Genomic DNA, 11,693 nt, shown 5'->3' with positions numbered 1-11,693 from the left:
TTAATAGTCACTTCCTAAGTTGTACTTCGGTTTCTCGTGTTTAATTCCTTTTACTGCCTCAGCAACTTCAGCTGGCATATACTCTTCGTCATGCTTGGCAAGTACTTCAAAGGCTTCTATCACATTAGGTTCAACTAATAACCCTTGCGCCACAATCCCTTGTCCCTCGCGAAATAAATCCGGCAAAATACCTTGATAACGTATAGTCACTAAAGGCCCAGTATCAATTAGCTTAAAGCTCACTTCTAAGCTCGTTTCATCACGGACCACTGAACCTGGCACTACCATGCCACCGATACGTAATTTTTGGCCTATATACGGCAACTCTTTATTCGGTCCTTTACCTTCTATTAGTTCACTGGGGGTGTAAAATAAATTAATATTCTCTTGCAGTGCATAAAGCACTAATCCAATAACCGCACCTACACCAAATACAATTGCAGTGACTGCTAATAAACGTTTTTTACGTCTTGGGTTCATACTTGCTGCTCCTGTTTAGCCTGTTTTATACGTGCTTCACGGTCAACCTGTTGCTGAACAGACGATAAAATGCGTTTAGTGTCGTTTAACGAGCTGAGTAAAATACCTATTAAAATCAGCGCGCAGGAACCAAAAGATAACCAAACATAAAAGCCATAACCACCCATGGCTATAAAATCAGAAAAAGAATCAAACTGCATAACTAGCCCCTATTTAACAACTGACGAACCCAAGGACGGTGTTTTTCACGTTGTAAAATTTCATTTTTAAGACGCATTAAAGTCACAGTGCCGACGAATGCAGCAAACGCAACAATATTTAACATTAGTGGCCAAAACATACTTGGATCAATGGCATTAGTATTGAATTTAGTAATACTTGCTCCTTGATGTAGTGTGTTCCACCATTCAACTGAGAAATGAATGATCGGTAAATTTATAACTCCTACAATGGCAAGAATAGACGCAGCTCGACCCGCTGCTTTCTTGTCTTCAAAAGCGTGGTACAACGACAGCACACCTAGGTATAAGAATAATAAAATTAACTCTGAGGTTAAACGCGCATCCCACACCCACCAAGCACCCCACATAGGTTTACCCCATGCAGCACCAGTAATAAGTGCGATAGCTGTAACACATGCGCCCACAGGTGCAATTGCAATAACGGCAAGCTCTGCATTACGAAGTTGCCATACAAGTGCCACGATAGCGGCTATGGCCATAGAAGAATATGCTCCCATTGATAAAATTGCTGAAGGAACATGAATAAAAATAATACGATAGCTGTCTTTTTGTTGGTAATCAGCCGGCGCGTACGCCAAACCCCAAACCCAACCAACAATCATACACACAACCGTTATTACGGCAAAATAGGGCAGTAACGTATTACATAATTGATATGCACGATCTGCTTTAGCGTAGGGATGTAACCACTTCCACATATTAACTTACACTCACTTTTAATGCTGACGATATGGCAATTGGTGCGCTTAATATAGCAACGACTAACATCGCACCAAGGATGGCAAGCTGCCCACTATAATCCAGTGACATTGTACTGGTATCAATAGCAGACGTTGCAAAAATCAAAACCGGAATATACAAAGGCAGTACGAGCAAACTCATTAAAATCCCTCCCTTTTGTAATCCGACAGTTAAACCCGCGCCAATAGCGCCAATAAAACTTAATAATGGTGTGCCCAACAATAAAGTGAGCACTGTTGCGATTAACGCATTCGTGTCTAAATTCAGTAATAGCGCAAATAAAGGTGTCATTAGTACCAACGGCAGTCCTGTAATAATCCAATGAGCAACCACTTTTGCTAACACCGTAAGCGGTAGCGGGTAAGATGATGCTATTAACTGCTCAAGACTGCCATCGTGATAATCATCACGAAATAATTTATCCAACCCCAACATAGTAGATAACAGCGCAGCAACCCAAATAATACCAGGAGCTATACGTGCTAGAAGTCCTGGCTCAGGACCAATTGCTAACGGAAATAACGTAATAACTATTAAAAAGAATAATAATGGATTAACAATTTCTGCGCGTTGGCGAAAGGCTAACTGTAAATCTTTTTTACAAACAGCACTAAATAGCTGCCAATAAGAATGCTGGCGTATCATCAGTGTCTATACTCCAACGTGACCGTTTGTAAATCATTAAAGTGGGTTGTTAAATCTTGGTGGGTAGTTAGTAAAATAGCCCCCCCCTGCTCTAGGTGGGTTATAAAGCGTTGCTGTAAAAAGGCAACACCAGCTTTATCTAGCGCAGTAAATGGTTCATCTAAAACCCATAACTTTGCGCTATTTAACCATAATCTAAGTAAGGCAACACGTCGCTGTTGTCCTGCAGACAACATTCGAACGGGGACATCTTCAAGGCCAACTAAACCAATTTTGGCAAGTAACGCATAAAGGTCTTGGGTATCGTTATAGCCTTGTATCTGTAACCAAAACTGTACATTTTCCAATGCGGTCAACTGACTGTTAACGCCCGTTTTATGGCCAATAAATAAAAGCTCACGCGCAAATTCGTCATAGTTCTTAATTATCGACTTACCTTGCCATAAAACATCCCCTTCATCGGGGACTGAAAAACCCGCGATAATTCGCAATAATGATGTTTTACCTGCCCCGTTAGGGCCAGCTAACTGCATAATTTGTCCCGATTTCAAACTGAAATTAAGATCCTCAAACAAACAGCGCTCTTGCTTGATGCAGGTGACGGACTTAATGTGTAACAAGATGACGATTCTCTATCCCCAAAATTAGGTGTTAGTCTACCATAATGATAGGGTAATACGAATAATCCGATGAAACCGATTAATGATAATTTGATTTAAAATAATGAATAAACCTACACAGATATCTTTAGCTAACTCACTGACTGTTAACCAGCCTGCAGTCGGTGCTACGCAGCAAACAATCATCTCAGGTGAACAAACACTCAGCGCGAAAAATATCGTGTTTGCTAAAGGCTCTGTACAGATAGATATACTTGTTGATAAACACTGGCAAACGTTACGCTTAGCAACCACTCAATCTCCTGAGCAGGCGCAAAAGATTTCCAGTGCGCAAGTACAATTAAGTGCTGATGGTAAACAACTCACCATTTTACCAACGCAACTAAATATCCCTTTAACACAACATAAGCAGCTACAAAGTTTATTAAATTTCATAAACACTGGCAGTCAGTTAGACAATAAACCGTTCCCGGTTAATGTGATTACTGCGCCAATTGCAAAATTACTTATTAGCCAATTGCACGCCAGCTTACCGCTTAATAAAGAAGTCGCTCAGTTATTACAGGCAGAGCAACCTTTACAAGCGCTCATTAATGTCCAAGATAAAAACTTTAGGTTAACCGTAATTAATCGCTTTGCCGACAACCTCCATCAGCAACCTATTAGCCAAGGAAAACTAGCAACATGGCTTGCGAGTCTTGTTCCTCTAGCACAATTAAAAACGGTAAATAAAAGCGTACAATTAACTATCCCACAACAAAAAAATGCATTTAACATTCCAGTAAAAACTGAGCATGTACATCAACTCAGCAATACGATGCAAAAAGTCACTCTTGCAGCAGTGAATGAACAACTACAGATTAAAACGCATGTACCCAGTGTTGATCTTGTTTTAAAAAATTCTCTTACTCATACATTTAATTCATTACTCAGTGCTCAGCATTTAGCAAAGACAACTGCACTTTCGCAAGCAAATACGGTTACCTCAAGCCCTTCACTTTCCAGCAATAGCCCTATTAGCTCATGGTTGCAACATAGTTTCGCTGATTTAAAAACACGTATTAAAGATGCTGTGCAATACTTTGAAAATAAGCCGTTTACTAAGCCAAGCCCCTTTTTTAACAAAGACGAAATGAGTCAACCTGCATCATCGCATACAATCAAAAAAATGGAATTGGCAACCCTATTACCTGAGTCATTGCGCAGAATTAACTTAACAGCCCTTGCTAATAATAATCTAGACCCACTACAAGCTGATATCAGTAAAGGGTCTTCGCTACCTAAACATTTTCATTCATCGCCTCCCTTAGTGCAATTTTTCCAACAAGTTAAAGCTGCGCTGAATACGTTAACAACACCAATACAGCCAGCGGTAGCAAACACTCAACATGCTGCCACTGAATTACCACTAAATAAATTAGACTCATTAAAGACTGTAAATACCCAGATGCCAACCTCTTCAACCAGTAACCGGCAAATAGCTGAGACGGGGCTATTTTTAACGCAAACAACCTCTAACTCACAAACAAAAATGGGGCAAGCTAATACGGGCAAGGGATCGCAGATTACACCGACCGAAAAAATTCAGACTCCTGTGCTTAAGGAGCCTTCCATACCGTCTTCTATAAAGGATGACGCGACTGTTCGAATACCGAAAAGTGTGCCTATGAATGAACCTCTGATAACTAATTCAGCACAATCTCGAGATAAGAGTAAAATAAAAACACCTATTAATGAACTCGTTCAGAAACCCCTCCCCATCGACGATAATAAAAATAAATCGACACAAACGAGTTCGCATTACGGCACAGTCAAAAACGTTGAAGTAGTAGAATCAAATAAAGTAACGCTTAAACCTGCTCATGCTCCTATACACAGCTCAATAGACTCAATGAAGCAAAGTCTTACTGCTAACATCAAAACAACACCACAAATGCATAACCCCTCAATACCGACGCTAAAAGCACCACTAGCAGTATCGCCAATAGCAAGTCAATTAAGCCTACCCATTGAGGCAAAACTACTAGCCCCTTTATTAAATATACCGATAGAAAAAACACCTCCTTATACACTATCGCATATATCACACAGTGAAAAAAATTTACTGTCTCGTCAAATACTCTCAGCAAAAATAGAGCAGTTAGCACAACCGAAATTTAGTGATAATGTTGATCTTAACCGCCTTGTTAATCAGGCCTTTAGCCGTATGATTGATAGCCAATCACATCAACCCTTGACCATTCAACGGGAAATCCTAAGTATAATTCAACCACAAAGCCTCCCCGCAAGTGCACTACACACGAGTTTTAGCCAAGCCATTGAGCACTTAACTGTTAGTATTTTAGCCGCACCGGCTTTAAATACGATCAGCGCATTGACGTTTAACGGCCAAAACTCTGTTGATGCATTATTGCAGGTGCTTGTACCAAACTTCAAAGCGGTTAATAGCCAAAAATTACAAGAGCAGCTGCTGCAAGCAAATAGCCAAGTTTTAGCGGCCGACTTGAGTCAAATAAAAACAGCACTAAACCAAGTAACGACAACTCCAATAAACCAACAGCCAGACACCAACCCACTGGTGCAATTTTTACTGCCTATGCGGCTGCCACCAGAAGCAGCACAAACAGAAATATCACTTGGCCAATATAAAAAACCCAGTAAAGATAAGTTAGAGGCCAAGAGTGTCTGGTTTGTACGTTTAAATTTTGACTATGCCACATTAGGTCAATTACAAATTACTGCGGAGTTAATGGATAAAGCATTAGACTGTAAGTTACTCGCATCTAGCCAAGAAATAACGGCTATGGCGCATCCGCATATAGAGAGTCTTCGGCACAAGCTCACAGCGCATGGTTTACAAGTGGGAGAGCTTAACCTTAGCCAAGGTGCGCCACAGCATCAAGCATTTTACCAATCCCACGCCATTATTAATATTAAAGTGTAGTTATGAGGTGTAGTTATGAATGAAGAGCCAAAACAAAAGTCGGCAATAGGCTTACTCTATGAAGCAGGCCGAGCACCTACCGTTAGCAGTAAAGGTTTTGGGGAGCTTGCAGATGAAATAATTAAAGCAGCCCAAGAAAAAGGTATTTTAATACATAAAGACGAAGCGCTGGCAAAAACACTGTCTCATTTAGAGCTTGGTGAAGAAATTCCAAAAGAGCTTTATTACGTTATTGCAGAGCTTATCGCATTTTCATATGTTTTAAGAGGTAAGTTTCCGCCAGGCTGGCAAGACTTCCACGGCAAATTAAATATAAAAGCTTAAAACCCTTTATTCATTGCTGATTGAATTTTCTGTCGCATGCTTGCTATTTAAATATAGCAAAATCTATGTAGTGTGATTACTTCATATAAAAAGGTGATAACACGGTATAACTACCAAACACGCACTGCTTGAACATTTTACTTAAGAGATATTGGCTTCTTGTAGCTCAATTATTACTTAGCCCACAAGTCTCATTCCGTGATTAAGATTGAAAGTTCACTCATTAAAGTATCTGCTGTCCTTAAACTTATATAAATAAAAGGCGCTAACTAGCGCCCTTCTGTTGATGTAACGACATGAGTAACTCAGCTTCAGCACGCGGCAATTCGCATTCTCGAATGATCTCTTCTATATCTGCACCAAGTTCAACCATTTTCACTGCGCGTGAATAAATTTTCGCATCAGGGTCATCGTATTTTTGCGCATCTTGTTGCTGTGCAAGCTCTTGATTACGCTGCTCTACAGTCACCAAGCGCTTACCGATACTAAGCATACCAGTTCGCATTTCTGCAACTTCACTTCGCAAAATATTGGTTTGCTGTAGTACATCGCTCAATTTTTTTTGATGTAGAAATTCAATCTGAGATATTTTTCTATTCATGACATATAAAACAATAAAGCACACTAATATCAAAATTAGTGCGCCACAAACTAAAGAGAGTAACAACATAGTTTATCTGTAAGCGTTAAATATCGCTTAACTCATCCCACTCTTCATCATTTAGTAATTTATTTAAATCAACTAGAATGAGTAACTCACCATCACGGTTGCTTACACCTTGAATAAATTTAGCACTTTCTTCAGTGCCTATATTTGGTGCGCTGTCTATTTCTGAACTTCGAAGGTAAACAACTTCTGCAACGCTATCAGCAAGAATACCAATAACCTGCTCTTCCGCTTCAATAATCAAAACACGTGAGTTATCAGTAGTTTCCGCTGACATCAAACCAAAGCGTGAGCGAGTATCAATAACTGTCACTACGTTACCGCGTAAGTTAATGATCCCCAACACGTAACTTGGCGCACCAGGGACTGGGGCTATTTCAGTGTAACGCAAAATTTCTTGCACCTGCATTACATTGACACCGTAGGTCTCTGATTCAAGTTTGAATGTTACCCACTGCAATACTTCATCATTGCTATCGGCATTTCTACTGCTTGATAATACTCTTTTTTCGCTCATGCTATTACTCCGAATATCGTTACTGCTCACGGCTATCTAAGCCTTGCTCCAGTAATTGATTTAAATTTTCAACATCAATTAAGGCACACATTTTTTCTTTAATAACACCGGCAAGCCAAGGGCGCTTGCCATTTTTTGTCCGCCACTTAACATCTTCACTACGCAGTGTAATATTATTAACTAACTTTTCAGCTAACAACCCCCACTGGCTATCACCTAACGTGATCAGGTATTGGTAATTTAGCTTATCTTCTAATTCTTGTGTATACTTTTCAGGCATTACCCATCGAGCAGTATCCACAACATTTAGGTTTTCCTCACGGTTTAACATGACTCCTTTAAACCATTTTGGTTTCCCAAACAATTGATTCACTTCGCTTAACTGATGTATACCACCTAGCGCTTTTAACGGTACGGCAAGCGTTAAACCCGCCACTTCAAAGAACAACGCTTGAAATTCACCATCAAAATAATCCTCTTGACGTTGAATAGGGGTTTTCGGCTGCGTTGTACTAAGTTTCGGCTCAGTATTTGCTATACCTTTGATCTTAGCTTGGATCTGTGGTTTCTCAAGGACGGGGTTTAATTGTTCAGTAATTTCTTCTTCATGAGGCTTCACATCTTCAAGCGCATCCAACATTATAATTGGTTGTTGCGATGCCTTTGCTGGTAAATCTGTATTCTTTTGAGTTGAAGTAACTTGCTCAAGCAATTTAGCTACAGGCTGTAAATCAGTTGAATCTTCGTCCTCGCACAGTAAAGCCCCCAAATATTGGGTCATAACTTTTTCATTAGCAAATAACTGCTTGCTCATTAATTAACCTTGTTCAATCAAATAATCGAGTAATGCACGATAGGCGTATACACCACGAGATCGTGGACAATACTGAATGGGCACCTGTTGAGCAAGACTCGCATCACGAAATTTAGTATCTACTGGTATTACTCCAGGCCACACTTTTTCTTGATATGTTTGTTGCAGTGTTTTGTATGCTTCAAGAGAAGCATTAGTTCTCTTATCATACATTGTAGGGATAATGGTATATTGATACTGCTTTGATTGCGAGCTTTGCATTAACTCCATAGTTCGCATCATTCTATCCAGCCCTTTTAATGCTAAAAACTCCGTTTGTACCGGAACTAAAATACGCTCACTTGCAGCCAAAGCATTCACCATAAGAACACCAAGTACTGGTGGACAATCTAAAATAGCGTAATCATAATGATCACTAATTTTTGCTAAGGCTTTTTTTAATATCAACCCCATACCTGTTCTATTACCCATACTGCGATCGAGCGTCGCAATTGCCATGGTGGCCGGCAGGATATCTAAATTATCTATATTAGACGGACATAAAGCTTGTAAAATTTCTTCACTTTGCATCGAGTTACCCCGTGCAAAAATATCGTAAACACTGACTTCTAAATCTTCAGAGTCAATTCCAAAATAATAAGTTAATGATGCATGAGGATCAGTATCAATCAATAATACTCGCTTTCCCTGCAGCGCTAAAATACCAGCAAGACTGACAGCAGTGGTTGTTTTACCCACTCCGCCTTTTTGATTTGCCACCGTCCAAATTTTCACATCACACCTTATTTTTTTTCGTTGCGCGTTGTAATTCGTATTCCACCATGTGGTAATTGGATCACTTTAATAGTGTTATCGTCCGATGGCAACTCAATTGATTCAAGTTCGGGCTCTTCGATTGCTGGGCCACCTTCTACTTTCAGTATTTTTGGCGGTAATCCATATTTAGATAAGGCAACAACCACTTTACGATTTTCAGCGCGGCCTTGTTCTGTATCATTATCAGCAAATGGCGAATATTGACCGTAACCCTCAATTGCCATTCTGGCAGGGTTTATACCTAGGACTTCTAACTCGACTAAAATAGAAGTTGCACGAGATACTGATAGCTCCCAATTAGAACGGTAAATTTCGTTCTGTATAGTCTCATTATCCGTATAGCCGCGCACTCTTATATAATTATCAACGGGCGCTATTATATCTTTAACGACACCGATCACCGTTTTCGCACGACTATGTGCGACAGCACTCCCGCTAGAAAATAGCATGCCTGAACTTAACTCAATAATTAACCAATCTTGATGTAATTCTAAACTTGCTTCACCATCACGAATTTCATCAATCAGTGCTGATTGCAATTTAGTTAACAAACTATCTAAGGGTTTGCCTAAATGTTTTTGTTTAATGTTACTAGTCTCACTTTGCCCATCGAGTAATTCAGGCCCAGCTTCTTGTTTTTGTATGCTTTCACCAAACAACAAGTCATTTTCTGGCGTAACGCGGTCAGTCAATAATCCTGTGCCTGTAACACCTTTACCTTCTTGACTATGTTGGCGAGCTGATTGATCAAACACCTGCTCCAATGAATCTGATAGTATTTGAAAGCTTTCATCTTTATTGATTGCTATTGCATACATAACAACAAAAAACGCAAACATAATTGTCATGTAGTCAGCATAAGATACAAGCCAACGCTCAGTGTGCTGATTGCTTGCTGCTGAAGAACGAAGACGACGGCGGATCATAAATATTACTCTTGCATCAAGTTAGGGCGCTCAACGCGATATGCTTCTAGCTTTAATTCAATATTTGCTGGGCTGTCACCTTGGCTCATTGCAATGATGCCTTCAGCTAATAGTTCATGTAAAAGCATTTTTTGTTCAACTTGATATTTTAGCTTATTCGCCATAGGTAAAAATAAAAGATTTGCCAAACCGACACCGTAAATAGTTGCAATAAATGCCGTAGCGACACCTGCGCCAAGTTTTTCCGGTTCGGTAAGAAATGACATTGCCTGAATCAGGCCAAGCACTGCCCCCAGAATACCTATCGTGGGACTGTAGCCCCCTAAAGCCTCATAAACTCGACTTGATTCAAGTAGACGATCTCGCTCTAGTAATAAATCGATTTCAAGTGCATCACGAAGCTTATTCTCGCTTGCACCATCAATGAGCAAACTGAGGCCTTTCGCCGCATAGGGGTCCGGGTGGGTAAGAGCTGCATCCTCAAGAGCTAAATACCCCTCCTGACGAGCTTTATGAGACCATGCTTTTACTTGCTCAATCGCACTATCTATATCGCGTTTTGGCGGGAAAAAAACCCAATGGCTAATTTTTAAGGCTTTAATGAAAGTACTTGCTGGAGATTGCAACATCACAGCACCTAATGTACCACCGAGCACTATAACTAAAGCAGGACCATTGAATAAGGCACTAACAACGCCTCCCTCTAGTACATAACCAAAAGCAATCGCGCCTAACGCGATTGCTAAACCAAAAAAAGATAACTTATCCACAACCTATCTCTCGAACGATTCGCCCTGCTACTTCATCGAGCGCAAGACTTGCAGATGATAGACCTGCATTCGCAACGGCTTGTGGCATACCATAAACAACACTTGTTTTTTCGTCTTGTGCCCAAATAGTTGCCCCTGCTTGTTTAAGCATTCTAGCACCGTCGCGGCCATCAGCTCCCATACCAGTCAACACAACTGCTAATACATCACCTTGGTAAGCTTTTGCAGTACTTGCAAAGGTTACATCTACGCTTGGCTTATAAGTGATCCTAGCACTATCGTCTTCAAATACCTTTAATGTTCGACTGCCACCACGCCCCTCAATCAGCATTTGCTGACCTCCTGGCGCGAGGTAGGCGACACCAGGTAACAGTCTGTCACCTTGTTGTGCTTCTTTTACTTTAATTTGACACAACCCATTTAAACGAGCCGCAAAAGCAGGTGTAAACGCTGCAGGCATATGCTGTATCAGTAAAATAGGATGAGGGAAATTGGCTGGTAACTTTGTTAAAATTGCTTGCAATGCAACGGGTCCACCCGTTGATGTTCCTATCGCGACAATTTGGTATTTTTTTCCTGATGCACGTAAACTATTAGATGACGCTACAGAAGGACTGGCAGGTCTACTGCTAAAAGTACGATCAGGCTGAGGAGTTGTTAACGATCGCGCTGAAACTCCACCGACCCTTGTTGGTGTTGTAGGTGCTGTTGGTCGTGTTTGAGCTGTTGGCCTACTAATACGTGATAGGCGCCTGCGGCTAATTTCTTTTACTTTATTTTGTAATAACTTAACTGCGTCTTCATTATTACGAGCGATATCTTCAAATTTTTTCGGTAAAAAATCCAAAGCTCCAGCATCAAGCGCATCTAATGTTGCTGTTGCACCATCACGGGTTAATGAAGAAAACATTAAAATAGGTGTAGGGTTTGCAGCCATGATTTCTTTCACAGCACTAATACCATCAAGCACAGGCATTTCGATATCCATGGTGATTACATCTGGACGTAACTGACTGGTCTTTTCTACTGCTTCACGGCCATTAACCGCAAAACCAATAACTTCAATATCCTTATCTTGCTCTAGTATTTCACTCACACGGCGACGAAAAAAACTAGAATCATCAACAACTAATACTTTAACTGCCATTGGTATTCTCTTGTTAAGTTTATCAACGGGAGTAATTTAG

Annotated in this window: 14 protein-coding genes; 2 read left to right on the top strand and 12 right to left on the bottom strand. The window is 40.4% G+C overall.

The genetic code is table 11. From position 1 onward, the window contains the following. The 5 genes from ccmE to ccmA are packed head-to-tail and all read right to left on the bottom strand — an operon-like array spanning position 1 to position 2,728. Positions 1-480: a cytochrome c maturation protein CcmE gene (gene ccmE / locus ACJJVX_RS09665; protein WP_054203282.1), complete on the bottom strand. Its 480-nt coding sequence runs from the start codon at positions 478-480 to the stop codon at positions 1-3. Continuing rightward, on the bottom strand, positions 477-680 hold the full coding sequence (gene ccmD, locus ACJJVX_RS09660; protein ID WP_054453897.1) for a heme exporter protein CcmD: 204 nt from the start codon (positions 678-680) through the stop codon (positions 477-479). The genes ccmE and ccmD overlap by 4 nt, the downstream gene beginning before the upstream one ends. A gap of 2 nt (positions 681-682) precedes the next feature. Further along, positions 683-1,420 carry a heme ABC transporter permease gene (locus ACJJVX_RS09655; RefSeq protein ID WP_054203284.1) on the bottom strand — a complete coding sequence of 246 codons (738 nt, stop codon included), beginning with the start codon at positions 1,418-1,420 and terminating at the stop codon, positions 683-685. 1 nt (position 1,421) lies between these two features. Then, on the bottom strand, positions 1,422-2,108 hold the full coding sequence (gene ccmB / locus ACJJVX_RS09650; RefSeq protein ID WP_054453895.1) for a heme exporter protein CcmB: 687 nt from the start codon (positions 2,106-2,108) through the stop codon (positions 1,422-1,424). Beyond that, positions 2,108-2,728: a cytochrome c biogenesis heme-transporting ATPase CcmA gene (gene ccmA, locus ACJJVX_RS09645; protein ID WP_082355638.1), complete on the bottom strand. Its 621-nt coding sequence runs from the start codon at positions 2,726-2,728 to the stop codon at positions 2,108-2,110. The genes ccmB and ccmA overlap by 1 nt, the downstream gene beginning before the upstream one ends. A gap of 103 nt (positions 2,729-2,831) precedes the next feature. On the opposite strand from ccmA, the gene ACJJVX_RS09640 reads away from it, so the two are divergent. Then, entirely contained in the window at positions 2,832-5,672 is a 2,841-nt protein-coding gene (locus ACJJVX_RS09640) for a flagellar hook-length control protein FliK (RefSeq protein ID WP_405631224.1), read from the top strand. Between the two features lie 15 nt (positions 5,673-5,687). Beyond that, positions 5,688-5,996: an EscU/YscU/HrcU family type III secretion system export apparatus switch protein gene (locus ACJJVX_RS09635; RefSeq protein WP_054203288.1), complete on the top strand. Its 309-nt coding sequence runs from the start codon at positions 5,688-5,690 to the stop codon at positions 5,994-5,996. A gap of 265 nt (positions 5,997-6,261) precedes the next feature. Here ACJJVX_RS09635 and ACJJVX_RS09630 read toward each other — a convergent pair whose 3' ends face one another. The 7 genes from ACJJVX_RS09630 to ACJJVX_RS09600 form a co-directional block, all read right to left on the bottom strand. Then, entirely contained in the window at positions 6,262-6,597 is a 336-nt protein-coding gene (locus ACJJVX_RS09630) for a DUF2802 domain-containing protein (protein ID WP_405631221.1), read from the bottom strand. Positions 6,598-6,682: 85 nt separating this feature from the next. Continuing rightward, a complete protein-coding gene (locus tag ACJJVX_RS09625; RefSeq protein WP_054453890.1) occupies positions 6,683-7,180 on the bottom strand; it encodes a chemotaxis protein CheW in 498 nt (165 codons plus the stop codon). Between the two features lie 19 nt (positions 7,181-7,199). Further along, the gene (locus ACJJVX_RS09620; RefSeq protein WP_054203291.1) at positions 7,200-7,994 is read right to left on the bottom strand and encodes a chemotaxis protein CheW; all 795 of its coding nucleotides are present in this window, start codon (positions 7,992-7,994) and stop codon (positions 7,200-7,202) included. A gap of 3 nt (positions 7,995-7,997) precedes the next feature. Further along, complete coding sequence (locus ACJJVX_RS09615) at positions 7,998-8,768, bottom strand: ParA family protein (protein WP_054203292.1); 771 nt, start codon at positions 8,766-8,768, stop codon at positions 7,998-8,000. A gap of 8 nt (positions 8,769-8,776) precedes the next feature. Next, positions 8,777-9,736 (bottom strand): flagellar motor protein MotB, encoded by a 960-nt coding sequence (locus ACJJVX_RS09610; protein WP_405631217.1) that lies wholly within the window; start codon positions 9,734-9,736, stop codon positions 8,777-8,779. 5 nt (positions 9,737-9,741) lie between these two features. Next, positions 9,742-10,506: a flagellar motor protein gene (locus tag ACJJVX_RS09605; RefSeq protein ID WP_405631215.1), complete on the bottom strand. Its 765-nt coding sequence runs from the start codon at positions 10,504-10,506 to the stop codon at positions 9,742-9,744. Further along, positions 10,499-11,653: a chemotaxis response regulator protein-glutamate methylesterase gene (locus tag ACJJVX_RS09600; RefSeq protein ID WP_054203295.1), complete on the bottom strand. Its 1,155-nt coding sequence runs from the start codon at positions 11,651-11,653 to the stop codon at positions 10,499-10,501. The genes ACJJVX_RS09605 and ACJJVX_RS09600 overlap by 8 nt, the downstream gene beginning before the upstream one ends. Positions 11,654-11,693 lie beyond the last annotated feature (40 nt).

Origin of the sequence: Pseudoalteromonas sp. Ld20 (genome assembly GCF_045064175.1) — a bacterium.
Classification (GTDB): Bacteria; Pseudomonadota; Gammaproteobacteria; order Enterobacterales; family Alteromonadaceae; genus Pseudoalteromonas; species Pseudoalteromonas neustonica.
The sequence above is the reverse complement of the archived record's forward strand: the minus strand, read 5'-3'. Positions and strand labels throughout refer to the sequence as shown.

What these genes read in the sequence shown, in the direction of transcription:
- ccmE (WP_054203282.1), bottom strand. Translation starts at nt 480, where the DNA reads ATGAACCCAAGACGTAAAAAACGTTTATTAGCAGTCACTGCAATTGTA.
- ccmD (WP_054453897.1), bottom strand. Translation starts at nt 680, where the DNA reads ATGCAGTTTGATTCTTTTTCTGATTTTATAGCCATGGGTGGTTATGGC.
- ACJJVX_RS09655 (WP_054203284.1), bottom strand. Translation starts at nt 1,420, where the DNA reads ATGTGGAAGTGGTTACATCCCTACGCTAAAGCAGATCGTGCATATCAA.
- ccmB (WP_054453895.1), bottom strand. Translation starts at nt 2,108, where the DNA reads ATGATACGCCAGCATTCTTATTGGCAGCTATTTAGTGCTGTTTGTAAA.
- ACJJVX_RS09640 (WP_405631224.1), top strand. Translation starts at nt 2,832, where the DNA reads ATGAATAAACCTACACAGATATCTTTAGCTAACTCACTGACTGTTAAC.
- ACJJVX_RS09635 (WP_054203288.1), top strand. Translation starts at nt 5,688, where the DNA reads ATGAATGAAGAGCCAAAACAAAAGTCGGCAATAGGCTTACTCTATGAA.
- ACJJVX_RS09630 (WP_405631221.1), bottom strand. Translation starts at nt 6,597, where the DNA reads ATGAATAGAAAAATATCTCAGATTGAATTTCTACATCAAAAAAAATTG.
- ACJJVX_RS09625 (WP_054453890.1), bottom strand. Translation starts at nt 7,180, where the DNA reads ATGAGCGAAAAAAGAGTATTATCAAGCAGTAGAAATGCCGATAGCAAT.
- ACJJVX_RS09620 (WP_054203291.1), bottom strand. Translation starts at nt 7,994, where the DNA reads ATGAGCAAGCAGTTATTTGCTAATGAAAAAGTTATGACCCAATATTTG.
- ACJJVX_RS09610 (WP_405631217.1), bottom strand. Translation starts at nt 9,736, where the DNA reads ATGATCCGCCGTCGTCTTCGTTCTTCAGCAGCAAGCAATCAGCACACT.
- ACJJVX_RS09600 (WP_054203295.1), bottom strand. Translation starts at nt 11,653, where the DNA reads ATGGCAGTTAAAGTATTAGTTGTTGATGATTCTAGTTTTTTTCGTCGC.